Annotated in this window: 21 protein-coding genes; 8 read left to right on the top strand and 13 right to left on the bottom strand. The window is 65.6% G+C overall.

Annotated elements, in window-relative coordinates; genetic code table 11:
• Window positions 1–171: 171 nt before the first annotated feature.
• Window positions 172–1,914, top strand: coding sequence for an ABC transporter substrate-binding protein (locus JQ639_RS10170; RefSeq protein WP_211966555.1), 1,743 nt, complete (start codon window positions 172–174; stop codon window positions 1,912–1,914).
• Between the two features lie 204 nt (window positions 1,915–2,118).
• Here the strand turns inward: JQ639_RS10170 and JQ639_RS10165 are convergent, their stop codons facing one another.
• From JQ639_RS10165 to JQ639_RS10135, 7 genes are all read right to left on the bottom strand, one after another.
• Window positions 2,119–3,207: an alkene reductase gene (locus JQ639_RS10165; protein WP_211965986.1), complete on the bottom strand. Its 1,089-nt coding sequence runs from the start codon at window positions 3,205–3,207 to the stop codon at window positions 2,119–2,121.
• Window positions 3,208–3,414: 207 nt separating this feature from the next.
• Complete coding sequence (locus tag JQ639_RS10160; protein ID WP_211965985.1) at window positions 3,415–4,248, bottom strand: alpha/beta fold hydrolase; 834 nt, start codon at window positions 4,246–4,248, stop codon at window positions 3,415–3,417.
• On the bottom strand, window positions 4,245–5,306 hold the full coding sequence (locus JQ639_RS10155; RefSeq protein WP_211965984.1) for a branched-chain amino acid ABC transporter permease: 1,062 nt from the start codon (window positions 5,304–5,306) through the stop codon (window positions 4,245–4,247). Before JQ639_RS10155 ends, JQ639_RS10160 begins: the two co-directional genes overlap by 4 nt.
• A complete protein-coding gene (locus JQ639_RS10150) occupies window positions 5,303–6,313 on the bottom strand; it encodes a branched-chain amino acid ABC transporter permease (RefSeq protein WP_211965983.1) in 1,011 nt (336 codons plus the stop codon). The genes JQ639_RS10155 and JQ639_RS10150 overlap by 4 nt, the downstream gene beginning before the upstream one ends.
• Window positions 6,313–7,035, bottom strand: a complete 723-nt coding sequence (locus JQ639_RS10145; RefSeq protein ID WP_211965982.1) for an ABC transporter ATP-binding protein — start codon at window positions 7,033–7,035, stop codon at window positions 6,313–6,315. The genes JQ639_RS10150 and JQ639_RS10145 overlap by 1 nt, the downstream gene beginning before the upstream one ends.
• Entirely contained in the window at window positions 7,032–7,799 is a 768-nt protein-coding gene (locus JQ639_RS10140) for an ABC transporter ATP-binding protein (RefSeq protein WP_211966554.1), read from the bottom strand. The genes JQ639_RS10145 and JQ639_RS10140 overlap by 4 nt, the downstream gene beginning before the upstream one ends.
• 309 nt (window positions 7,800–8,108) lie before the next feature.
• Complete coding sequence (locus JQ639_RS10135; RefSeq protein ID WP_249123043.1) at window positions 8,109–9,296, bottom strand: substrate-binding domain-containing protein; 1,188 nt, start codon at window positions 9,294–9,296, stop codon at window positions 8,109–8,111.
• A gap of 178 nt (window positions 9,297–9,474) precedes the next feature.
• On the opposite strand from JQ639_RS10135, the gene JQ639_RS10130 reads away from it, so the two are divergent.
• Entirely contained in the window at window positions 9,475–10,104 is a 630-nt protein-coding gene (locus JQ639_RS10130; RefSeq protein WP_211965981.1) for a TetR/AcrR family transcriptional regulator, read from the top strand.
• Between the two features lie 208 nt (window positions 10,105–10,312).
• Here JQ639_RS10130 and JQ639_RS10125 read toward each other — a convergent pair whose 3' ends face one another.
• Window positions 10,313–11,539: a lytic murein transglycosylase gene (locus JQ639_RS10125; protein WP_211965980.1), complete on the bottom strand. Its 1,227-nt coding sequence runs from the start codon at window positions 11,537–11,539 to the stop codon at window positions 10,313–10,315.
• A gap of 56 nt (window positions 11,540–11,595) precedes the next feature.
• Entirely contained in the window at window positions 11,596–12,093 is a 498-nt protein-coding gene (locus tag JQ639_RS10120; protein WP_211965979.1) for a DUF2059 domain-containing protein, read from the bottom strand.
• Between the two features lie 246 nt (window positions 12,094–12,339).
• Here JQ639_RS10120 and JQ639_RS10115 point away from each other — a divergent pair, with 246 nt between their 5' ends.
• A complete protein-coding gene (locus JQ639_RS10115; RefSeq protein ID WP_211965978.1) occupies window positions 12,340–13,155 on the top strand; it encodes a MetQ/NlpA family ABC transporter substrate-binding protein in 816 nt (271 codons plus the stop codon).
• Between the two features lie 15 nt (window positions 13,156–13,170).
• Here JQ639_RS10115 and JQ639_RS10110 read toward each other — a convergent pair whose 3' ends face one another.
• Entirely contained in the window at window positions 13,171–13,947 is a 777-nt protein-coding gene (locus JQ639_RS10110) for a helix-turn-helix domain-containing protein (protein ID WP_211965977.1), read from the bottom strand.
• A gap of 188 nt (window positions 13,948–14,135) precedes the next feature.
• Between JQ639_RS10110 and JQ639_RS10105 the strand changes: the two genes are divergently transcribed.
• Complete coding sequence (locus tag JQ639_RS10105; protein WP_256442983.1) at window positions 14,136–16,394, top strand: marine proteobacterial sortase target protein; 2,259 nt, start codon at window positions 14,136–14,138, stop codon at window positions 16,392–16,394.
• Between the two features lie 280 nt (window positions 16,395–16,674).
• Entirely contained in the window at window positions 16,675–17,280 is a 606-nt protein-coding gene (locus JQ639_RS10100) for a class GN sortase (RefSeq protein WP_249123042.1), read from the top strand.
• 35 nt (window positions 17,281–17,315) lie between these two features.
• On the opposite strand, the gene JQ639_RS10095 is transcribed toward JQ639_RS10100, so the two are convergent.
• The 3 genes from JQ639_RS10095 to JQ639_RS10085 form a co-directional block, all read right to left on the bottom strand.
• Window positions 17,316–18,671 (bottom strand): LLM class flavin-dependent oxidoreductase, encoded by a 1,356-nt coding sequence (locus JQ639_RS10095; RefSeq protein ID WP_211965976.1) that lies wholly within the window; start codon window positions 18,669–18,671, stop codon window positions 17,316–17,318.
• Window positions 18,672–18,679: 8 nt separating this feature from the next.
• The gene (locus JQ639_RS10090) at window positions 18,680–19,471 is read right to left on the bottom strand and encodes a MetQ/NlpA family ABC transporter substrate-binding protein (protein WP_211965975.1); all 792 of its coding nucleotides are present in this window, start codon (window positions 19,469–19,471) and stop codon (window positions 18,680–18,682) included.
• A gap of 296 nt (window positions 19,472–19,767) precedes the next feature.
• The gene (locus JQ639_RS10085) at window positions 19,768–20,787 is read right to left on the bottom strand and encodes a substrate-binding domain-containing protein (RefSeq protein ID WP_211965974.1); all 1,020 of its coding nucleotides are present in this window, start codon (window positions 20,785–20,787) and stop codon (window positions 19,768–19,770) included.
• Window positions 20,788–21,005: 218 nt separating this feature from the next.
• Here JQ639_RS10085 and JQ639_RS10080 point away from each other — a divergent pair, with 218 nt between their 5' ends.
• From JQ639_RS10080 to JQ639_RS10070, 3 genes are read left to right on the top strand one after another with little or no spacing between them, the layout of a single operon-like run.
• Window positions 21,006–22,355: a uracil-xanthine permease family protein gene (locus tag JQ639_RS10080; RefSeq protein WP_249123041.1), complete on the top strand. Its 1,350-nt coding sequence runs from the start codon at window positions 21,006–21,008 to the stop codon at window positions 22,353–22,355.
• Between the two features lie 29 nt (window positions 22,356–22,384).
• Window positions 22,385–23,779, top strand: a complete 1,395-nt coding sequence (locus JQ639_RS10075) for an amidohydrolase family protein (RefSeq protein WP_211965972.1) — start codon at window positions 22,385–22,387, stop codon at window positions 23,777–23,779.
• On the top strand, window positions 23,776–24,486 hold the full coding sequence (locus JQ639_RS10070; protein WP_211965971.1) for a sulfite exporter TauE/SafE family protein: 711 nt from the start codon (window positions 23,776–23,778) through the stop codon (window positions 24,484–24,486). The genes JQ639_RS10075 and JQ639_RS10070 overlap by 4 nt, the downstream gene beginning before the upstream one ends.
• Window positions 24,487–24,568 lie beyond the last annotated feature (82 nt).

Raw genomic sequence — 24,568 nt, 5'->3', positions numbered from 1 at the left:
GCATCAGCGCCGGGGAGGGAACCAATCCGGATGATGCCTGAGAGGAGAAGGGGGCCGCCTGCTTGGTTGGGGGCTGCTCCACAAGTCCGGGACTGAAAGCCGGGATAAAACGTCAGTCGCTTGAAGGAGGAAACCAAAATGCGAAGTTTGACGAAGACTCGTCTGATGACGATGACCAGCGCGGCGGCGCTGCTTGTCGCATCCGCCGCGCTGCTGTCGCCCGCGCACGCGGACGATGCTGCGGCTCAGAAGTGGATCGATGGCGAATTCCAGCCGTCGACCCTGTCCAAGGCCGACCAGCTCAAGGAACTGCAGTGGTTCGCCAAGGCGGCCACGCCGTTCAAGGGCATGGAAATCAACGTCGTGTCCGAGACCCTGACCACGCACGAGTACGAGTCCAAGGTGCTGGCCAAGGCGTTCGAAGAGATCACCGGCATCAAGGTCAAGCACGACATCATCCAGGAAGGTGACGTCGTCGAGAAGATTCAGACCCAGATGCAGTCGGGCAAGAACGTCTATGACGGCTGGATCAACGACTCCGACTTCATCGGCACCCACTTCCGCTATGGCCAGGCGGTCGACCTGACGGACTGGATGGCCAAGGAAGCCAAGGACGTCACCAACCCGAATCTCGATGTCGACGATTTCATCGGCAAGTCGTTCACCACGGCGCCCAACGGTCACCTCTATCAGCTGCCCGACCAGCAGTTCGCGAACCTCTACTGGTTCCGCTACGACTGGTTCACCAACCCGGACTACAAGGCCAAGTTCAAGGCCAAGTACGGCTATGAACTCGGCGTTCCCGTGAACTGGTCGGCCTATGAGGATATCGCCGAGTTCTTCACCAACGACATCAAGGAGATCAACGGCGTCAAGGTCTATGGCCATATGGACTATGGCAAGAAGGACCCCTCGCTCGGCTGGCGCTTCACCGACGCCTGGCTGTCGATGGCCGGCAACGGCGACAAGGGCCTGCCGAACGGCCTGCCGGTCGACGAATGGGGCATCCGCATGGAAGGCTGCCGTCCGGTCGGCTCATCGGTCGAGCGTGGCGGCGACGTCAACGGCCCGGCTGCGGTCTACTCGATCGTCAAGTATCTCGACTGGATGAAGAAGTACGCTCCGCCGCAGGCGCAGGGCATGACCTTCTCCGAGTCGGGTCCGGTGCCGTCGCAGGGCAACATCGCCCAGCAGATCTTCTGGTACACCGCGTTCACCGCCGACATGGTCAAGCCCGGCCTGCCGGTCATGAACGCCGACGGCACGCCGAAGTGGCGCATGGCGCCGTCGCCGCACGGCTCGTACTGGAAGGATGGCATGAAGCTTGGCTATCAGGACGTGGGTTCGCTCACGCTTCTGAAGTCGACCCCGGTCGACCGTCGCAAGGCGGCCTGGCTCTATCAGCAGTTCATCGTCTCCAAGACGGTCAGCCTCAAGAAGAGCCATGTCGGTCTCACCTTCATCCGTGAATCCGACATCTGGGACAAGAGCTTCACCGAACGTGCGCCGAAGCTCGGTGGCCTGATCGAATTCTACCGCTCGCCGGCGCGCGTGCAGTGGACCCCGACCGGCAACAACGTGCCGGACTATCCGAAGCTCGCCCAGCTGTGGTGGCAGAACATCGGTGATGCGGCGTCGGGTGCGAAGACCCCGCAGCAGGCGATGGACTCGCTGGCCGCGGCCCAGGACTCGGTCATGGAGCGCCTCGAGAAGTCGGGCGTGCAGGGCGCCTGCGGTCCGAAGCTCAATCCGAAGCAGACGGCTGAGTACTGGTTCGCCAAGTCGGAGAAGGACGGCAACATCGCTCCGCAGCGCAAGCTCGCGAACGAGAAGCCGAAGGGCGAAACCGTCGATTACGACACGCTGATCAAGTCGTGGCCGGCCTCGCCGCCGAAGCGCGCCGAAGCCAAGTAAGCGGACGCGATCCGAACTCGTTCCTCCATCGGACGAGGACCACACTGAAAGGCCGGGAGTGATCCCGGCCTTTTTTTTGCTTCATCGTTGCGAAGCAGTGCAGAGCCTCAAGGCGATGCCACAAGCAAGTTGGCCGGGCCCGCTGGGCCCGGCCTTGTTCCTGAGACGTTTGGTGCGACGTTTGGAGTGTCTCGGCGAGCCGGCTTACTCTGCGGCTTCGAGCGTCGGATAGTCGGTGTAACCCTTGGCGCCGCCGCCGTAGAACGTCGCCTTGTCCGGCTCGTTGAGTGGTGCGCCCTTCTTGAGGCGGGCGACGAGGTCCGGATTGGAGATGAACGGCTTGCCGAAGGCGATGAGATCGGCTTCGTCGGCGGCGAGCACCTTCTGGGCGAGCTCCAGCGTGTAGCCGTTGTTCGCGATGTAGGTGCCCTTGAAGCGCTTGCGCAGCGACTGGTAGTCGAATGGCGCGTTGTCACGCGGGCCACCGGTCGCGCCCTCGACCACGTGGATGTAGACGAGGTTGAGCGCACTGAGACGATCGACGATGTGGTCGAACAGCGGCTGTGGATTGCTGTCGGAGACGTCGTTGGCGGGGGTCACCGGCGAGATGCGGATGCCGGTGCGGTCGGCGCCGATCTCAGTGGCCACGGCATGGGACACTTCCAGCATAAGCCGCGCGCGATTCTGGATCGATCCGCCATAGGCGTCGGTGCGCTTGTTGGTGCCGTCCTTGGCGAACTGGTCGAGCAGGTAGCCATTGGCGCCATGGATCTCGACGCCGTCGAAGCCGGCGGCGATGGCATTGGCAGCACCCTTGCGGAAGCTGTCGACGATACCCGGAATTTCTTCGGGCGCGAGCGCGCGCGGTTCGGAAACGTCAGCAAAGGCGCCGCCGACGAAAGTCTTGGTCTTGGCACGCAGTGCCGACGGCGCGACCGGTGCACCGCCCTCGGGCTGCAGCGACACGTGGGAGACGCGGCCAACATGCCAGAGCTGAAGGAAGATGTGGCCGCCCCGGGCGTGGACCTCATCGGTGACCTTGCGCCAGCCGGCGATCTGCTCGGGAGAATAGATCCCTGGGGTGTCCTGATAGCCCTGGCCCTGCTGCGAGATCTGGCTCGCTTCGGTGATCAGCAGTCCTGCGGACGCGCGCTGGCCGTAGTAAGCGACGGCGAGCGGATTGGGCACGAAGCCGTCGACCGCCCGGTTGCGCGTCAGCGGCGCCATCACCGTGCGGTTCGACAGGGTGATGCGGCCGAGCTTGTAAGGTTCAAACAGTTTCGAGGTGCTCATCGCGGGCGGGTTCCTGGTTGGCGATGCCCGCAAAGTTGTGCATTGCGAGAGCAAAACACAAGCGCTGAAATGCGCGGCAGCAATGTCCGGGGCGGGATGGGGCGGCCGTCCACCCCGATTTGGGTGGAACGTACTGCGAATGAGGGGGCGCAGAGGTCAATTTCCGCCCGTGGTCGGATCGCGGGAAAGGTTTTTCTCGTTCTCGGGTCAGATGCCGGTATTGATGAAATCGACCACGAGGTCGATCTGCTCGGGTACGTTGAGCGCCGGCGCATGACCGCAGCCGGCGATGGTGACGACGCGGCAGCGCGGGTTGCGTTCAGACATCTTCCGGGCGTCTTCAGGCAGCAGCAGGTCGGAGGTCTCACCGCGCAGGCACAGCATGTCGCAGGTCAGGCGGTCCCAGTTGTCCCACTGCTCCTCGTTGGTGTCGAAGTGCCGCTTGATCCGGGGATCGAAGTGGGTGGTGACGGCGCCATCGGGCAGGCGGCGCACCGAGGTCTCCGTCATGCGGCGCCATCCCTCGTCGCTGATGAAGCCATAAGGCTTGTAGATCTGGCGCAGGTAGGTCTCGAGCTCGCTGACCCGCTCGAAGCGCGGCGGTGCACCGGCATAGGAGCGGATGCGGTCGAGCGCAGCCTGCGCGACGATCGGCCCCATGTCGTTGAGCACGAAGCGGCGAATGCGCCCCTGCAGCGCGCCGGAAGCCGCCCGAATGCCGATGATTGCCCCCATCGAGGTGCCGATCCAGTCGACGGTGTCGAAGCCGAGCTTGTCGACGAGTTCGGTCGCCTGACGGGCGTAGAACGGCGTCGCATATTCGGTCTCGTCCGGCGTCCACTGGCTCAAGCCCCGGCCGATGGTGTCGGGCACGATGATGTGTCTGTCGTCGGCGAGTGCGATGGCGAGGTCGTCGAAGTCACGCCCGGTGCGCGCGACGCCATGCCACAGGATCAGCGGCGGTTTGCCCGGCGTGCCCCATTCCACATAGTGCACTTCGCGGCCGCAGAGCGTGATGTAGTGCGAACGGGGCGTGGTCATTTGGACGATGCTCCTCGAAGCCGGCCGACAATACCCGTCGGGAAGAAGTAGACGCTGGCGATGAACAGCAGTCCCAGCCACAGCAGCCAGCGGTCGGGATGCAGGAGGCCTGGCAGCAGCGGCAGGCCGGCGTCGGAGGCGGCGGACGACGCCGCGCCCATCAGCGCCTGCAGGTAGTTCTGCGCCAGGATGAAGATCACGGCGCCGATCAGCGCGCCGTAGATCGTGCCCATGCCGCCGATCACCACCATCAGCAGGATGTCCAGCATGATGGCGAACGACAGCGAGGTGTCGGGTCCGGCGTAGCGCAGCCACAGCGCGTTGAGTGCGCCGGCGCCGGCGGCGACGAGGGCGGCGATGCAGTTGGCCCAGGTCAGGTGGAAGACGGTGCGATACCCCAGCGCCTCGGCGCGGAAGCGGTTTTCGCGGATCGCCTGGAGCACGCGGCCGAATGGTGAATTCACGATGCGCAGCAGGCTGAGGATCATGGCGGCTGCGCCGACGAACACGATGTAGTAGGTCAGCGTGCGGCCGTTCACCGTGATGCCGAACAGGTCCTTGATGAACACCGTGCCGGGGCGCAGCTGCTCGGGCAGCTGGAAGCTGCGGCCGTCCTCGCCGCCGGTCAGCCAGGACAGCTGGGACGCCAGCACCAGGAAGGCGGAGGCGACCGCGAGCGTGATCATGGCGAAGAAGATCGCCTGCACCCGCAGCGAGAACAGGCCGATGCCAAGCGCGAGCAGCGCGGCGAGCGGCAAGCCGATCGCAAGGCCGGCGCCGACTGCGGCCCAGTTCGGGCCCATCGCATAGAGCGCGATGGCGATGGCGTAGCTGCCGATGCCATAGAACATGGTGTGGGCAAACGACACCGAGCCGGTGTAGCCGAGCAGCAGGTCGTAGGACGCGACCAGTGCGGCGAACACGCAGATCTTGGTGGCGACGTTGAGCGCTTTGGCACCCGGGAAGATGAAGGGCGCCAGCGCCAGCAACACGACGATGGCGAGAAGCAGGACGCTGAGAATGCGGCTGCGGGGTGGATCGCCGGACAGGATCATCATCGGGTGGTCACCGGATAGAGGCCGCGCGGCCGCCACATCAGGATGGCGACCATGAGCAGGATATTGGAGACGAGCGCGAGCTTGGGAACCAGGAAGCCGCCATAGTTGGCGACCATTGCCACCAGGATCGCGCCGATGAAGCAGCCGCCGACCGAGCCGAGGCCGCCGATGATCACCACGATGAAGATCAGCACCATCAGGTCGGCGCCCATCGAAGCGTGGATCTGCTCGCGGTAGAGCCCCCACATCACGCCGCCGAGGCCGGCAAGCGCCGAGCCGACCATGAACACGCCGAGGAACAAGCGCTTGATGCGATAGCCCAGCGCCTCCACCATCTCGCGGTTCTCGACGCCGGCGCGGATCAGCAGGCCGATCTTGCTGCGGTTGAGCACGAGCTGCATGCCGACAAACACGATCAGCCCCACCACCATCGCCAGCACGCGGTACTTGGCAATGGCGATGTCGCCGACGATGAACGAGCCGCGCAGCGCAGTCGGCAGCGGCAGCGGGATCTGCGCCGGGCCGGCGATCGCATAGAGCGCCTGTTCGGCGACGATGAGGCCGCCCATGGTGATCAGGATCTGCTTGAGGTGGTTGCCATACACCGGCAGGATCAGCACGCGCTCGAATGCCAGGCCGAGCGCGCCAGACACTCCCATCGCCAGTACGGCGGCCGGCAGCAGCGCAGCGAGGTTGCTCCACACTGAATCCGCCTGCAGCCAGGGCGCCAGCGGCCCGAGGACCAGCACCGCAACATAGGCTCCGACCGCGATGAATGCGCCATGGCCGAAGTTGAGGACGTCCATCAGGCCGAACACCAGCGTCAGGCCGGAAGCCATGATGAAAATCATCATGCCCATGGCGAGGCTGGCGACGGTGAGCGTGACCCAGGACGAGGTCGAGCCGATCAGCGGCAGCATGGCGGCGGCAAGGGCGATCGGCAGCAGCACCGGGATGAAATCGCGCGGCGGCTTCGGCAGGGCGTCGTCGGCAGTTGTGTCGGTCATTATTGATGTGCCTCCAGGCTGAGGCCGAGGAAACGTTCCTGCAGCGCGGTGTCGGCAGCGAGCGCGGCCATGTCGCCGCGGTGGACGATGCGGCCGTTGTCCATGACGGCGACGTCGTCGCCGAGCTGCTGTGCGACGCGGAAATTCTGTTCCACCAGCAGGATGGTGGCGCCGCGGCGCTTGATCTCGGCGAGGCAGTCGATCAGCGCCACGACGATGGCGGGCGCAAGGCCCTTGGTCGGCTCGTCGATCAGCAGCAGCTTGCGCGGCTCGATGATGGCGCGGGCGATCGACAGCATCTGCTTCTGCCCGCCGGACAGCGTGCCGGCGCGCGACAGCCAGAATTTCTTGAGCGCCGGGAAGAACTGGAAGATCCAGGTGAGCTGGGCCTCGTCCATCGGGCCGTTGCGGGCGGCAAGGATCAGGTTCTCCTTGACCGTGAGGTCGGAGAACACCGCCATGGTTTCGGGCACATAGCCGACGCCGCTGCTGGCGATCTCAGGCGTCGACCGGGTCTCGATGCGTGTGCTGTCGAGGGTGATGCTGCCGCTGGAAGCTGGCCATAGCCCCATGATGGTGCGCAGCGTCGTGGTCTTGCCGGCGCCGTTGCGGCCGAGCAGCATGGTGACGCGGCCGCTGGCGACGGCGAGGTCGACGCCCTGCAGGATGTGATAGCGGCCGATGTGGGTGTGGATGCCGGCGAGGGTGAGAAGATCGGTCATGCCGCGCTCTTTCCGGGCGCGATGCCCAAATAGGCCTCCTGCACGATCGGCGAGGCGATCACCTCGGCCGGCGGGCCGTCGGCGACGAGGCGTCCGTTGTGCAAGACGATGATGCGGTCGGCGAGCGAGCGCACCACGTCCATCTTGTGTTCGACCAGAAGAATGATCTTGCTCGGGTCCTGCTTGAGCCTGGCGATCAGGTCGAGGACCACGGGGACCTCGTCGACGCTCATGCCGGCAGTCGGCTCGTCGAACATGAAGACCTTCGGTTCCAGCGCCATCATCAGCGCGACCTCGAGCTTGCGCTGGTCGCCGTGGGAGAGGGCGGTGGCGGCGACGCCGCGGCGGGTGCCGAGCGCGACGCCGTCGAGAATGGCGTCGGCGCGGGCGATCAGGTCCGCGCGTTTCATCCAGGGTCGCAGCATGTCGTAATGCACGCCGCTCGCGGCCTGCACGGCGAGGCGGACATTTTCCTCGACGGTCAAATTCGGAAAGAGATTGGTGAGCTGGAAGGCGCGGCCGAGGCCGGCGCGGGTGCGCAGCGGCGCGGAATATTTGGTGATGTCGGTGCCGCCGAGCAGCACCTGCCCCTCGCTCGCCGGCAATTGCCCGGAGATCAGGTTGAAGTAGGTGGTCTTGCCGGCGCCGTTCGGCCCGACGATGGCGGTCAGTTCGCCCGGGCGGAAGGTGCAGCTGACATGATCGACCGCGACATGGCCGCCGAAGCGGATGGTGAGGTCGCGCGTTTCGAGGGTGAGGGTCATGGCCGATTTGTTGCCGTGTAATCGTGTGTTGTCCTGGCTCCTCATGGTGAGGAGGCGCGACGCGCCGTCTCGAACCATGAGGCCACTGAAGCTCCCGGCCTCATCCTTCGAGACGCCCGCTGCGCGGGCTCCTCAGGATGAGGGGAGAAGGCGGAGCTTCTGCAAATTCAGCGTCATGCGCGGGATTGACCCGCAATCCAGCTTTCTTCGGCGAATCCCTGAAGCGGGACGCATGGCCGGGAGACCTTTGGTCCTGGCGATCCGTCGAAGACGGATCGCGCTGCCCGGCCATGACGGGGCGATGTGTGCTTACCGCTTGTTCTTGATCGGGATGGTCATGTCCTCGATCTTGAGTTCACGCACCGGCTCGTTGACCGCCCAGGCGAGATTCGGATCGACCTTGACCTTGAAGTGATACATGCTCTGCAGCGCCTGATGGTCTTCCTTGCGGAACACCATCTTGCCCTTGGGCGTGTCGAACTCCAGGCCTTCCATCGCCGTGATCAGCTTCTCGGTGTCGGTGGACTTGGCTTTCTCGACGGCGGTGACCACAGCCATCGCCGCGGCAAAGCCGCCCGCGGTGAAGAAGTCCGGCGGCGCGTTGAAGCGCTTCTGGTGCTCGGCGACGAACCAGTCGTTGATCCGGTTCTTGGGGATCGCATAGTAGTAATAGGTCGCGCCTTCCATGTCCGGCAGGCGCTTGTAGGCAGCGAGCGCGGGCAGGATGTTGCCGCCGGTCGACAGCTCGATGCCGTAGCGCTTCGGGTCCATGTCCTGCAGCTTGGTCAAGGGATCGCCGGCGCCGGCCCAGATCACCCAGATGATCTTGCGACCTGGCTTGTCCTTCAGCGCGTCGAACAGGCGCTGGGCGGCGGCGGTGAAGTCAGTGGTGTTGGTCGGGACGTACTCTTCGGTCGCGAGCGTCGCGCCGGTCTTGGCCAGCGCGTCCTTGAAAGCGGCGACGCCATCACGGCCGAACGCGTAGTCCTGCGCCAGCGTCGCGATGGTGACGCCGGGCTTGCCGATCGCCACCGCGTTGGCGATGGCGTCCTGCGAGGAGTTGCGCGCGGTGCGGAAGATATACTTGTTCCACTTCTCGCCGGTGATCTGGTCGGCGACCGCCGGCTCGACGATCAGGATCTTCTTGTTCTCTTCCGCCACGGGGAGGTCGGCGAGCGCCGCGGCCGAGGAGGTGGTGCCGATGGCGATATCGGCCTTGTCGTCCTGGTAGGCCTCGGCGAGAGCGGCCTTGGAGAGGTCCGGCTTGCCCTGGTCGTCCTTGGTGATGATGACGATCTTCCGGCCGTCCACCGTCATGGTGTTCTTGGTGGCGTATTCGAAGCCCATGCGCAGGCCGATCTCGGTCTGCTTGGCGTAGGCCTCGAGCGGGCCGGTCTTGCCGTAGATCAGCGCGACCTTGAGGTCATCGGCGTGGGCGGCGCCGGCCGCAGCGCCGATCAGGGTGCCGGTCAGAAATATCGTCCTCAGGATGGTCATGCTCTCCCTCCAGTCACTCTTGATTGTCCTTAACTTGACACTTGATTCATGTTTCATGTTTCGGCTATGCGTATCGAGTCAAGGGAACGCCGTCAAGCGAACGGAATCGCGAGATGGAAAAAATCAACATCGACGGGGCAACAGCGTCCCGCGCATTGTGGACGAGTCATAAAACCCGATGGTGACGACGAGCGATGCGTCCCCGGAGTCCGATCCGGCACCCAATCCGGTGCCGAAGACCAGCCGCGGTGAGCGCACGCGCCAGCGCATCTTGGCTGCCGCCGAGCGCCAGATCGGCGAGCGCGGTTTCGCCGACACATCGGTGGTGTCGATCACTCAGGAAGCCGAGGTCGCGCAGGGCACCTTCTATGTGTACTTCCGCACCAAGGAGGACGTGCTGCGTGAACTGGTGCTGCGCATGGGGCGTCGCCTGCGCCGCTCGCTGACCCTCGCCACGTCCGGCATCGACGACCGCCTCGAGGTCGAGCGGCGCGGCGTCCATGCCTTCTTCGATTTCGTCCGCAAGAACCCGAACCTCTATCGTGTGGTGGCGGAATCGCAGTTCGTCGACGAAGCTGCCTACCGCCGCTACTACAACGACTTCGCCGCAGCCTACCGGACGGCGATGGAAGGGGCCGCGGCACGTGGCCAGATCTCGCCGGGCGACGCCGAGGTGCGGGCCTGGGCTCTGATGGGTGTGTGCGACCTTGCCGGCCGCCGCTATGCGCTGTGGGAGACCAAGGCCTCGTTCGAGGAAGCGGCCGAGGCGACGTACGATTTCATCGCCCATGGGCTCGCGCCGCGGTAGCGGTGATCGCGGTCATGATCGCGGGATCGGCGCCCTTTCATGTGGTTCGGGACTCGCCGTCCCCAATGGGGCACTGCCGCGCTTGATCCGGCAATCCAGTTGGCTCGCAGAACAACAAAGATTCCGAGCTGGATCATCGGGTCCCGGCGCTGCGCACGCCGGCCCGGTGATGACGCTGAAAACAAAGCGCGGCACCGAGCCGTATTCGTCACCGCATCGCGCTGCCGCCACGCAGCCGCGCCAGCAGCTCCGCCGTTGGACAGGAGTCCGCCGGCAGGCCGAACTTGATCTGCGTCGCCTTCACTGCGCTGCGGCTCTGTTGGCCCAGCACGCCGTCGACCTTGCCGACATTGAAGCCCTGCCGCGTGAGGATCTGCTGCATCTCGCGGATCTCGGCGAACGGCAACTGGGCGACCGGCGCAGCCGGCTTGCGCATCGGCGCCGCGCCGGCGATGCGGGTGGCGAGGTAGGCGGCGGTGGTCGAATAGATCAGCGAGTTGTTCCACTCGGTGTAGGCGGCGAAGTTGGCGTAGGCGAGAAACGCAGGTCCCGACCGCCCCATCGGCAGCAGCAGCGACGCCGGCAGCGCGTCGTTCGGCAGCGGACGGCCGTCGGCATAGGTCACGCCCCATTGCGCCCACTGCGACCGCGGATGCTTGACGGTGAGGTCGGCTTGATCCCAAGGCACGTTGGCGGAAACCCGCACCTCCTGCAGCCAGGGTTCGCCGCGCCGCCACTTCAGTCCGGTGGCGATGTAGTTGGCCGTCGAGCCGATGACGTCGGCCGCACTGTGCAACAGGTCGCGCCGGCCGTCGCCATCGTAGTCCACCGCGTAGTTGACATAGTGCGACGGCAGGAACTGGGTCTGCCCGAGCTCGCCGGCCCATGACCCGATCATCTCCGAAGGTGTGAGGTCGCCGCGGTCGATGATCTTGAGCGCCGAGATGGTTTCGTCGTGGAACATCTGCGCCCGGCGGCAGTCGTAAGCCAGCGACACCAGCGAGCGCAGCGTCGGCAGGTTGCCCATGTTGACGCCGAAATCACTCTCCAGGCCCCAGAACGCCGCGATCACCGCCGGCGGCACGCCATATTCCTTCTCCGCGCGGGCGAACGCCTGCGCATGGCTACGGATCATCGCCTGCCCCTGCTGCATGCGGTAGGTCGCTGCCATACGGCCGGCGAATTCGGTGAAGATCTGGCCGAACACGCGCTGGCCGCGGTCGCGATTGACGATGCCCTGGTCGTAGACGAGGCTTGGCGCGGCTGCCGCGATGGCACGCTGCGATACGCCGGCTTGGGCGGCGTCCTGCTTGAGCTGTTCGACAAAGCGGCCAAAGCTCATGCCGCCATGGCAGCTGGCGCCGTTCTGTGCCGCGGCCGGCCGTGCTCCCAGTACGATGACCGAAAGCGTGAGGATGAGGAGAGAACGGATCATGTCAGCAGTCACACCGTCGGAGTGTTGAGGGGCGGAGAGCGTGGCGGCGGCGTGCACTATATCGCGTGGCCCTTCTTGCGCAATTCGTCGATCATCTTCTGTCGGATGTCGGCTCCGATCGACTGGCCGATCTTCTGGCCGAGCACCATCGTCTGCTGCATCACCAGCGGGTTCTTCGCCAGGAACTTCTGCCCGGCCGACGTGCGATAGAACGCAATAGCGGCACGCAGTTCTTCGGCGGTGAAATTGCTGACATAGACCGCGACAACAGCGTTCGCGAACTCGTCCAGATGGGCCGCCATGCCCTGCATCAGGGTCGGGGTGATGGCGTCGAAATCGCGATCGACATCGGGGCGGTTCTGCACGATGGCCGGCTTCATGGTCTTGATGAGGGCCGGCATCACCGCCATGAACTGATCGGTGAGCTTCATGGTGGTGACCAGCTCGCGCGCCGCAGCCTCGGTATCCGTCGTCGGCGTCTGGCCATGCGCCGATGACAGCGAGACGACAAGGCTGGTGAGCAGGGCCAGCATGGCGGCAAAGGATCTCGGCATCGAATGCTTCCCTGGTGTTTCGAATGCTGCCGCCATTCGGCAGGTCCTGAAATATCCTGATGTGACTGAATGTGACCGCCGGAGCAGCAAGGAGATCAACATTTTCCGTCACTCCAACATAAGCGCGCGAATTTATCTACCCTGCGTGACAAATTTAGATTTCCATTTGGTCGACTTGCACGTGCGTTGCCCTACACTTTTGTGAACTTCATCGCCTGCAATCATCCCTTCATTCGAGTGTCGATCATGCCGAAGACGGCGCGTCTGCTGTTGTTATTCCTGTTTGCTGTTCTGAATGCGTCCAGTCCCGTGGCCGCGCGCGATGCGGCCAAGGCCGAGATCAAGGTCGGCTTCGTGCCCGGGCCCTATGTCGACGGCTTCAAGGCCGGCATCGAGCCGGAACTGAAGAAGAAGGGCTATACGGTGCGTTACTACGAGTTCTCGACCGGGCTCGAGGCGAATACCGCGGTCTTCCGCAACGATATCGACGCCAATATCATGCAGCATACCGTGTTCCTCAACGCTTACAACGCGCGCAACGGTACCGATCTCGCCGGCATCGTCCAGGTGCCAACGCCGCCGATGGGACTGTATTCGAAGAAACATCCGCGCGATGCGGCCGTAAAGCCGGGCATGACGGTTGCGGTGCCGAACGATCCGGTCAACCTGCAGCGCGCACTGTGGATCCTGCGCGACCTCAAGTGGATCGAGATCAAGGACAACAATCCGGTCGATGTCACCGAACTCGACGTCATCAAGAACCCCAGCGGCATCAAGATCGTGCCGCTCGAGAACGCCCAGGCGCCGCGCGCTCTCGACGACGTCGACTATGCCGCGGTGCAGGGAAATTTCGCCATCTACAGCGGCCTGAAGCTGACCGAGGCAATTGCCCTCGAGAAGATGGGCGCGCCCTACATCAATGTCGTCGCCGTTCGTCGTGGCAACACCGATGCCGAATGGGCGCGCGATATCGTTGCGGCCTATCACTCCGACGGCTTCAAGCAGGCGATCCGGTCCGATCGCTTCCACGATGGCTTCACCCTGCCGGACTATTTCCGGTGATGTAGCAACCGAAGGCTATCGTCCGACGAACAGCGCGAACGGCTCTTCGACCGTGCGGTGCAGATGGCTGCGGTAGAGGGCGTAGTGGGGGTCCGCTGAGGTGATGCGCCCAAAGCTCGGATCGGGAACGCGCTGGAGCGGCAGCAGTGCGATGGGCGCGGCGATCGGTGTCAGCAAGGAGCCCCGCCCGGCGAGCAGCGTCGTGATGATGCCGTACATTTCGCCGACGATGGTCGGGCGCGACACCGTGATCAGGCGGTGCTGGCCGTGGCGGTTGGTGACGAGATAGACATGGCCCGACTGGTTCGGCACCGCGACCTCGCCGAACTGGGTGTAGGCCGCGTCGGTGCGCTCGCCTTCACGAAACACGAGGCAGGACGCCGCGGCATCCCAGGTGATGTCGGTGAGGTAAGCGTAGATCAGCTCGGCGTCACCGCCGAATGATGGCCGCACCGTGACATACTGTCCCTCGATCCAGTCGACGGAACGCCGGGAATAAGCGCCGAGATGGTCCGGCGCGACGTCGCCGTTGGCGGTCGGCGGCGGCGCGGTCCTGGCCTCGTCGCTCATCGTCTGGCGCAGCGACAGGCCGAGCGCCTGTTCGAGCCGTATGGTGGTCGCGAGGGTGAATGGGCGCTGACCGCCGAGCGCTTTCTCCAGGGTCGAGAGGCTGATTTTAGCAAGCTCTGCGAGTTGCTGGCGTGACAGGCGGCGGCGCGCGAGCTCCTCGCGCACCAGCGCCGCGACGGTGCGGCTCTGCTGCGCTGACAGTTCGTTGTCAGAGATCGCCATGCCCAGGTCCTCGAATCCGGCAGCGATCCTACCAGACGCACAAATCATCACAAACCCGCACAAATCCGCCGGCGGTCCGCCCGGCCCCGCACCAGGCCATGGCGGAACTATCCGGATCATCACGCTCGCGGCGCGGCGTCGGTCATGGACAACTGCAGGTGACCACATCGATCCGGGAATGGACGCCCATGAACGCCAAGACTCTCTGCAACGATGCCGACATCCTTCGTCTCCCGGCCGCTGGCGCCGCGACGGGCCCGCGCGGGCACATCCCGCGAATGGGCGCCGCTATCCTGGCGGGGCTTGCGGCATTCTTTCTCGGCTTTCAGCCTGGCCGCTCGGCGGAAAGCACGATGCCCGTGGCGATGAAGCCCGGCGATGTCCGCGCAGGCTCGCTGCTGCTCAGGCGCGGCGACGACAGCTATGCCGAAGCCGTACGGCTTGGCCTCGACGTCGAGCTCGTGGTTTCCGGCCCGACGGTGCGCGCCCGCGTCACCCAGGCCTTCCGCAATCCGACAAGGGACTGGGTCGAGGCGGTGTATGCCTATCCGCTGCCGAACGCCGGCGCAGTTGATACCCTGAAGATGGTGGTCGGCGACCGTGTCATCGTCGGCAATGTCAAGGAACGGGCGCAGGCGCGCGCGGTGTACGAGCAGGCGAAGCGCGAGGGCCGCAAGGCCGCACTGGTCGAGCAGGAGCGCCCCAACATCTTCACCAATGCGGTCGCCAATGTCGGCCCCGGCGAAACCGTGCTGGTGCAGATCGAGTATCAGGAGCCGGTGCGCCAGTCCGGCAGCGAATTCTCGCTGCGCGTGCCGCTGGTGATCGGCCCGCGCTACAATCCGGCGCCGGTGGTGCAGAGCGTCGACTTCAGCACCGACGGCGGCGGTTGGGGCACGGCGACGAATTCCGTCGCCGATCATGCCCCGCCGTCACCGCAGGTGCACGATCCGGCGGCCGGGGCGCCGCTCAACCCCACCACCATCAGCGTGCGGCTGCAGGCCGGCTTCCCCCTCGGCGCGGTGAAGAGCGCCCATCACGAGGTGACAATGCAGGCCCCTGACGACGGGACCCGCATCATCAAGCTCAAGGAGAGCGCCGTGCCCGCAGATCGCGACTTCGAACTGAGCTGGGCGCCGGCGGCAGGCCGTACCCCCGCGGTGGGACTGTTCCGCGAGCAGGTTGGGAGCGCTGACTATCTGCTGGCGTTCGTCACGCCGCCGGCGCTGACCCAGGCCGAGCAGCGTCCGCTGCCGCGTGAGGTGATCTTCGTCATCGACAATTCCGGCTCGATGGGCGGCACCTCGATCGTACAGGCCAAGGCGAGCCTGCTCTATGCGTTGGGCCGCCTGCAGCCGAACGACCGCTTCAACGTGATCCGCTTCGACAACACGATGGATCAGCTGTTCCCCGACGCAGTGCGGGCCGATGCTGCCCATCTCGGCCACGCCAAGGCGTTCGTCGAGGCGCTGCAGGCCGCTGGTGGCACCGAGATGGTGCCGGCCATGCGCGCGGCGCTGACCGATCGCGCCGCGGAGGAGGCTGATCATGTCCGGCAGGTCGTGTTTCTCACCGATGGTGCGATCGGCAACGAGCAGCAGTTGTTCGACACCATCGGTCAGATGCGGGGCCGCTCGCGGATCTTCATGGTCGGCATCGGCTCCGCGCCCAACAGCTACCTGATGACGCGGGCAGCGGAGCTCGGCCGCGGCACCTTCACGCACATCGGATCGGTCGCTGACGTCGAGGAGCGCATGCGTGGCCTCTTTGCCAAGCTGGAGAACCCGGCTGTCACCGGGCTCACGGTGACTTTCTCCGATGCAGTCGCCGACATGACGCCGGTCGCCATTCCTGACCTCTATCGCGGCGAGCCGCTGGTGCTGGCAGCGCGAGTCGATCGTCTCGCCGGCAGCCTCCAGGTCAAGGGGCGCGTGGGTGACCGGCCCTGGAGCGTGACGCTGCCGCTTGCTGGCGCCGCGGAGGGCAAGGGCCTGTCGAAGGTGTGGGCGCGGCGCAAGATCTCCGATGCGGAGATCGCCCGCACGCTGCGTCAGATCAAGCCGGAGGATGCGGATATGGCGATCCTGTCGCTGGCGCTCGAGCACCAGTTGGTGTCACGCCTCACCAGTCTGGTTGCGGTGGACCAGACGCCGAGCCGTCCTGATGGCGCGCCGCTGACCCTCGCCGAGCTGCCGATCAATCTGCCGGCGGGCTGGGACTTCGCCAGCGTGTTCGGCGAGCGCGCGCCGCGCCAGGCGCCGGCCGAGCGCCGCGCAGATGCCGATACGGTACGGTTGGCCGAGGCCCGCCCGGTGCTTCCGGCCGCGCCTGGATCGGTGAAGCTGCCGCAGACCGCGACGTCCGCGGAGCTCGAGTTGATCGCCGGCAGCGTGCTGTTGATGCTCAGCCTGTGCCTTGTCGTCCGCCGGCAGCGTTTCGCCCGCTGACGCGGAACCACTGGAAAGAGGATCGTCCCCGTCTCCTTCCACGGCGCGCGTGGCACCCTCGGCCGCGCGCGTCTGCTTGGCCACCGGTCGCGGGAGACCGACGCGAACCCCGACGGGGAATCTTCATGCTGTTCGGAACTGTGGTTTTCAGCGCCGCGTCCTTCATTACGTCCGGGGCGTCGCGCAGCGACGAACCCGGAATCTCGAATCTTCGAGGTGCCGCAATGTTGAGATTCCGGATCGCCGCTGCGCGGCGTCCGGAACGACAGCGGGCAATGCCATGATGGCAATATCCCTGCGCTGCCGGCAGACAATCAATCGTCGCCGCATCGCTACGGCTCTTGCTCTCGCTGGCCTTGTCTCCATCGGCGACGGTCTCTGGATCTACGCCAAGGCGCGGCTCGCCCAGGTGCTGCTGGAGCGTGCATTCGCGGCGACCGTCGCGACGGGGCAGGCGATCAGGCCGTGGCCCTGGGCCGATACCTGGCCGGTGGCGCGGTTGACCGTGCCGCGCATCGGCGCCCGCGCGATCGTACTGGCAGGCACCAGCGGCCAGGCGCTGGCGTTCGGTCCGGGGCATGTCGAGTATACGCCGGATGCGGGCGAGCGCGGCGTCGCCGTCTACGCCGCGCACCGCGACACCCACTTCGCATTCCTCAAGGACGTGGTGCCCGGGGATCTCATCGTGGTGACGCGCGCCGACGGGCGGACCTTGCACTATCGCGCCGACCACGCGACGGTGGTGCGCTTCGACGCCGCCGGCATTGATCCACAGGCAGCAGGCCATGGGCTGGCGCTGTCGACCTGTTGGCCGTTCGATGCGGTCACCCCCGGCCCGCTGCGCTTTGTGCTGTACGCCATGCTGGAAGGATCGAAGCCGCCCTGAACGCGCGTCGATTGCACGCGCGTCCGCGCAGATGCTCAGGCCGCCGTGCCGGGATGGCGGGCATCGAGGCGGGAGGTCCGGCCAAAGAGCTTTTCGCGGAATGTACCGGGAGCGTAGGCCGTTTTGAAGGCACCACGCCGCTGCAACTCCGGCACCAGCAGTTCGGCCGCATCCGTGAACGTCTCCGGGATGACCACGGCGCCGAGGTTGAAGCCGTCGACGCCGGTGGCTTCGGCCCATGCCTGCAGATCGTCGGCGACGGTCGACGGCGAGCCGACGCTGACCGGCCCGCGCGCGCCGATGCTGACCCACTCGGCCAACTCCCGGATGGTCCATGATCGCGCCGGATCGGATGAACTGAACACCTCGACGGCCGATTGGCCGGCATTGGTGGTGACATGGCGCAGGGGCTCATCCGGGCGGTATTTGCCAAGATCAATGCCGGTCCAGCCCGACAGCAATGTCAGCGCACCGTCCTGCCGGACGTGGCGGCGGTAGTCGTCATATTTGCGATGCGCATCAGCATCGGTCTCGCCGACAATCGCGGTATGCATGGAAAAGACCACGATATCGTCGGGGTGGCGGCCCTGCGCTGCCGCGCTGGCACGGACGGCGTCGACCTGGCTTTTGAGGATCGCCTGGGTCGGTGCGCTGACGAACACCGCTTCCGCGTGCCGACCGGCGAACTGGCGCCCCCGGCGCGATGCACCGGCCTGAAAGATCACCGGAGTGCGTTGCGGCGAGGGTTCGCTCAGGTGAATGCCGTCGACATGAAAATGCCGGCCGTGGTGGTGGACGGCATGTACCTTCGCCGGATCGGCGAACACGCCGCGCGTGGTGTCCGCGATTACCGCATCGTCGTCCCAGCTCCGTTCCCATAGCTTGTAGCAGACATCGAGATATTCCTCGGCAACGTCGTAGCGATCGTCGTGCACCGCGAGGTGTGGCAGGCCGATCGCGCGGGCGCCGCTGTCGAGATAGGATGTCACCACGTTCCACGCGGCGCGGCCGCCGGTGAGGTGGTCGAGTGTCGACATCCGTCGGGCGAACGGATAGGGGTGCTCATAGGTTACCGAGCTGGTGACGCCGAAGCCGAGATGCTCGGTCACCAGCGCCATTGCGGGAATCAGCTGCAGCGGATCGTTGATCGGCAGCTGGATGGCGTTGCGCACCGCGCCATCAAGGTTGCCGTGATACGTATCGTAGACGCCGATGACATCCGCGATGAATATAGCATCGAACAGTCCCCGCTCCAGTGTGCGCGCCAGCTCCGCCCAATGCCGAATGCTCTTGTAGTCGCGCGAACGATCGCGCGGGTGGGTCCACAGGCCGGGCGCCAGATGCCCGACTGTGTTCATGGTGAAGGCATTGAGGCGCAGTTGTTTGGTCATCGCGTGCCTCAGAACGCCGGAATGAAGGCAGGCAGTTTTGCGGCGATGAAGGCGCGGACGTCGTCCGTCCTGAATTCGGCGAGGAGTGCCTTCAGCCGCGGATCGTCCTTCTTTTCCGGGCGAGTGATGAAGCGGATGATGAATTGCTCGTCCGGGGTCTTGTCCAGCAGCAGAGCGGACTTCGGGTCACCGCCCGCGGGGATCAGGTAGGTCAGGTTGACCATGGCGATACTGACATCATCGAGAGAGCGGTAGGTTTGCGCGGCGTCGAGCTCGACGATCTGAAGTTTCTTCGGATTGTCGATGATGTCGCGTTGAGTGATCTTGAAGCCCGCGGTGGTGTCGAGCCTGATCAGGCCCGCGCGCTGCAGCAATTGCAGGCCGCGCACGCTGTTGATCGGGTCATTGGGGATGGCGACCTTGGCGCCGACGGACAGCTCGTCGAGGTTCTTAATGCGCTTGGAGAACAGTCCAACGGGCACGATCACGCCGGCAGGGTCCGCCGCGACCAGATTGTAGCCGCGCGCCGCGTTCTGGATCGCGAGGTTGGCGGAATGCTGGAAGAAGTTGGCATCGATGTCGCCGGAGAACACCGCTTCGTTGGGAGTCACCCAGTCCGTCGTTTCGATGATCTTGATGTCGAGGCCTTTGCTTTTTGCGCGAGTGGCCACGAACTCCACGAGCTGCGCCAGCGGTCCGGCGCTGACGGCGAGGCGGAGCGGCTGGTCAGCGTGAGCGGCGGTGGCGGTGAGCGCGATCGCAACGGCAGTGGCGGCGCGGATGGCAAGGGAGCGAAGCATGATAGCTCTCGGGTTGGCTGCAGCCACGCGCTAGCGTTCCGCCGGCACGGGCTGTACCGAAGGCTGTCATGACAATTGCGGCGTCGCAGTTTTGCGGCGAGGAAAATCGTGTTCTTTTTTTGAAGGCAGGTGGTTCGAAGTCAAGGGAACGGATTTTCAAACGCGAAAAGGCGCAAAGCACGTTCGTTCTGAAAAGTGGATTTTTCTCACGATGTGAGCGGAAATGTCGGCATCGCACGCGCCCCCTCTCATGCAAGGTCCGGATGCGTGATGGGTTCCGGTCGATGAGAGCGACCTTAAGCGTGAAGCAATAGCGACGACTCCCGGGCGATCAGCGTGGGGGCGGGGCCCACACGCGACAGGTCCGTGGTCGTCCCGGCCATGACATCGATTAGCAGGTGCACCGCGGCGGCGGCGACGGCGTCGAGGTGGAGGTTCACCGCCGAGAGCTGCGGCCGGCTCTCCCGCGCGCGCAGGCCATCGTAGCGGGTGATGATCCGCAGGTCGTCCGGCACCTTGCGGCCGAGTTCGTGCGCCGCCTGCAGGGCGCCGGTGGCGAAGGCGTCGACCGGCGCGCACAGCGCGTCGATCTCCGGATCTTCCATGAGCAGCCGCAGGCAGGCCGCGTGCGCAGCAGCCATGCCAGCGCTCTCGTCGAGTTGCAGCAGACGTTTCGGCATGCGGTGGCGGCGAATGAACGTCTCGTAGACTGCTTCGGTTTCGCGGTAGGAGTTGCGTGGCTGTGCGCCGATAACAAGCGCCGTGCGGCGGCTGCCGCACTCGCGCAGGTGATCGAGCATGAGCTGCGCCGTCAGCGTCGATTGCAGATCGACGAACGGCTGCCCGGGGGCGTCGGGCTGGCGGCCGATGCTGACCACGGGAATGCCGCGAGCCCGCAGCCGGGCGACCTCCGGATCATCCGCCAGCGGCTCGACCACGAGCACGCCGCTGACATCGAGCTGTTCGATCGGGGCGCGGTCGGCTTCCACCGGCGGCACCAGCACCAGCGCGACGCCGCGCTCCAGCGCGACGGTCGCGGCGGCGGCGGCGACCTCCATCAGGAAGCCGAGCCGCGACGGGCCCGCGGCGACGGCGAACGGCATGGAGGACAGGATGGCGATGGTGGCGGCACGGCCGGTGCGCAGCCGCTGCGCGCGCACGTCCGGCGTGTAGCCGAGCCGGGCCACAGCTCCCAGCACCTTCTCCCGCGTTGCATCATCGACATGCCGGCTCCGGTTCAACACGTTGGAGACGGTGGCGGGCGACACGCCCGCCGCCTTGGCGACGTCGACGATTCGGGGGCGGCGCTTCAGCATGAGAGATCCTAAGCTTCGGATTCGCAGTCCTATAATGCCATTTCGGCCGGCAAAAGCTTGTTCGATCGGCAGCCGCAGCCGGCAGATTGTGCACCATGGCAGTTGACATCCGGGATCATTCCAGCTCAATTTTGTCGTATTAAATCGATTTACTGAGTTTCATCGGCCGATCGTCCGCCGTGGAATGCGGGCGACGTCCATTCCTCGGAGGAATGATGATGGCTGCAAAGACCCTTCCTGTGGATGAAGTGCTCCCGTTGCGCCGGCTCGTGCCGCTCGGTCTGCAGCATGTACTGGTGATGGCGGCGTCGCCGATCACCTCGGTGTTCCTGGTGGCGCGGGCGCTCAATTTCTCTCCGGCGCTGACGCTGAACCTGATCAGCGCCACCTTCCTGGTCTGCGGCATCGGCACGCTGCTGCAGAGTTTCGGCCCGCTCAAGATCGGCGCGCGGCTGCCGTTCATCATGGTGCCCGGCGGCGCGCCGGTGGTGATTTTCCTGACCATCGCGCAGCAGACTGACTTGCAGACCGCGGTCGGTGCGGTGCTGCTGACAGGGCTGTTCTACTTCCTGGTCCTGCCAGTGTTCGCGCGCTGCCTGCGCTTCTTCCCGAAAATCGTGATCGGCACCATGCTGCTGCTGGTCGCCATCAACCTCGTCAAGGTCTATGGCGGCATCGTCACCGGCGCGCCCAACTCGCCGAACTTCGCGGCGCCGTCGAATGTGCTGCTGGCGCTGGCGACGGTGGCCTTCACGCTGCTGTTTGCGCGTCTGTTTCACGGCCTGCTCGGCCAGCTTGCCGTGCTGTTCGGCCTGCTTGCGGGCGCCGCGGTCGCGGCATTCGCCGGGCTGATGTCGTTCGATTCGGTGTGGTCGGGCGACGTGCTCAGCGTGCCCTCGCTGTTTCCGTTCGGTGTGCCGAAGTTCGATCTTGTCGCGGCCATTCCGCTGCTGGTGTTCAGCGTCATCTCCATGGCGGAGGCGACGGGGCAGACGGTGGCGATCGCGGAGGCGGTGGACAAGGATATCGACGTGCGCGTCGAGGTGCCCAAGACGATCCGCGGCGATGCTCTGGTGTCGCTGCTCGGCGCCTGCCTCGGCACTTCGCTGATCATCACCTCCGGCGAGAACATCGGGGTCGTCCGCGCCACCGGCGTGCGCTCGCGTTACGTCACCGCCGCGAGCGGCGTCATCCTGATCGCGCTGGCGCTATTCGCGCCGCTCGGTCGGCTGATCAACGCCATCCCCGGCGCGGTCGTCGGCGGCACGGCGGTGATCGTGTTCTGCATCATCGCGGTGATGGGCATCGACCAGCTGCGCAAAGTCGACCTGCGCGACCATGGCAACCTGTTCACGCTCGCCGCCGGCCTCGCCATGGGTCTGCTGCCGATCCTGGTCAACGGCATCTACAGCAAGTTTCCGTTCTACGTGCAGATGGTGCTCGGCAACGGCCTCGCCGCCGGAACCGTGACCGCGGTGCTGCTCAATATCGCCTTCAACATGTCGCGGACGTCGCAGCCGACGCCGATGGCCGCTGATGCGGCGCCAGCCGACGTCTCGCCGGCATGACAGGCCGACAGCCTGGAAAGACCCTGACCATGACCGATCTCGCTCCTCATCTGCTGCAGGCCGACGAACTGTTGCTGGCGCCCGGACAGCTGATGCTGCCCGATGGGCCCGTCGCAGGCCACGCCGTGGTGATCGCCGGCGGCGTATTCCAGGACGTCGGCGCTGCCGACGCGCTGGCCGCGCGGCACCCGCATCTGAAAGCCATCGAGCTGCCGGGTATGTTGCTGATGCCGGGCTTTGTCGATGCCCACCACCATCTCACCCAGACATTCGGCAAGGCGCTGGCGTTCGGCGAGCCGTCGGAGATCTTCCGTCGCATCTGGGTGCCGATGGAGGGCGTACTGGACGAGGAGATGGTCTACCTCTCCAGCAAGGCGGCAGCGCTGGAATCCCTGCGCGGCGGCTTCACCACGGTGGTGGACGCCGGCACCCGCGCGGAAGGCGATGTATCGGCGGTCGCCCGGGCGACGACCGAGGCGGGGCTGCGCTGCGTGCTCGGCTTCATCTGCAACGATATCGGCCGCAACGCCGCTGCGGTGATGAAGCAGGCGCGCGCGCATCTGGTGCGATGGCAGGGCCATGCCCAGGTGCATCCCTCGCTCGCGGTATCGATCCCGGAGGTCGCGACCGACGAGACGCTCCGCGAGGTGTCGGCGTTGTCGGCGGAAGCGAAGGTCGTGTTCCAGACTCATGTCAATGAGCATCTGGTGGCGGTGGAGCGCTCGCTGGTCGACCGCGGCCTGCGGCCGATCGAACACCTGCATCACATCGGTGCACTCGGCCCGCAGGTATTGCTCGCCCATGCGACGCTGATCACGCCGGCCGAACTCGCCATGCTGCGCGCCACCGATACGGCGGTTGCCTACAATCCCGTGGCGTCGGCCTGGAAGGGCAATGCCGTCGCGCCGGCCGCGCTGATGGACGCCATGGGCATTCGCTTCGGTCTCGGCACCGACGGCACCCGCAGCGACGGGTTCCGCCTGCTCGATGCTGCGGAAGCCGCTCAACGCTATGCTTTCGGGCTATCGATCGGTGATTCCTCCTGCGGCGGCGGCTGGACCTGGATCGACCATGCCTGCGCCGCGGGCGCAGGGGCGGTCGGTCTCGGTGCCGTGACCGGGCGGATCGCCCCGGGGCTCGCCGCGGACTGCCTGCTTGTCGACATCGAAACGCCGGAGTTCGCGCCGTCGTGGGATCTGACCTGGGAGCTGGTACGGCTTGGCAACCGTGACCAGATCGTCGCGGTGATGGTCGGTGGCCAGTTGCGGCTGTGGGAAGGCTGGCCGGTAGACTGGGACGGCCGCGCCCTGATGCGTGAGGTCGCTGCCGCCGCGCAACGCACCGTCGCGCGAGCGCCGATCAAGCGCGTGCATCCGACGTCGCAGCAGCACCGGGCAACCGCGATGGTGCGGAGCGGCGCGTGAGCATTTCCTTGTTCGTGGCGATCGCGGTGGTCGTGACCGCTGCCGGCTTTATCCAGGCGACGATCGGTGTCGGCTTCGCCCTCATCATCGCGCCGATGCTGGCGCTGCTCGCGCCTGACCTGCTGCCGGGCGGGCTGCTGCTGCTGATGTTGCCGCTCAATGCTTTCGTCGCCTGGCGCGAGCGCAGCGCGGTCGACTGGTTCGGCACCGGCTGGATCACTGCCGGTCGCACCGCCGGCACCTTCGTCGGCTACTGGATCCTGGTTGCGGTGTCCTCGGCGATGCTCAACATTCTGGTCGGCGTTGCGACGCTGCTCGCCGCCATGGCTTCGCTGCTAGCGCCGAAGTTCGATCCGTCACGCCACGCCTTCGTTGCGGCGGGACTGGTCACAGGGGTTACCGAGACCGCGACCGGCATCGGCGGGCCGCCACTGGCGCTGGTCTATCAGCATCACAGTGCAGCGCAGCTGCGCGCCAACGTCGCGCTGTGCTTCCTGATCGGCGAGGTGTTCTCTCTGCTGCTGCTCGCCGCCACCGGCCGTCTGACCTGGTGGCAGGCGCAGGCGTCGGTCCTGCTGCTGCCGGTGCTGTTGGTCGGTATCGCCCTGAGCCGCCTGGCCTATGCCCGGCTGGACCAGCGTCGGCTGCGCCTGTTCGTGCTCGGCTTTGCCGTCGTGTCCGGGCTCGTTCTCATCGTGCACCGTTAGAGCATTTCGGGCGAAGCGGGCACCGGTTCGCGAGAAGACAGCGCGTGAAATCAGCGATCTGCAGCGCGTTCGCGATTCCATC

It is taken from the genome of Bradyrhizobium sp. U87765 SZCCT0048, from assembly GCF_018131225.1.
GTDB lineage: Bacteria > Pseudomonadota > Alphaproteobacteria > Rhizobiales > Xanthobacteraceae > Bradyrhizobium_A.
This window is presented reverse-complemented; position numbering and strand designations above follow the sequence as displayed.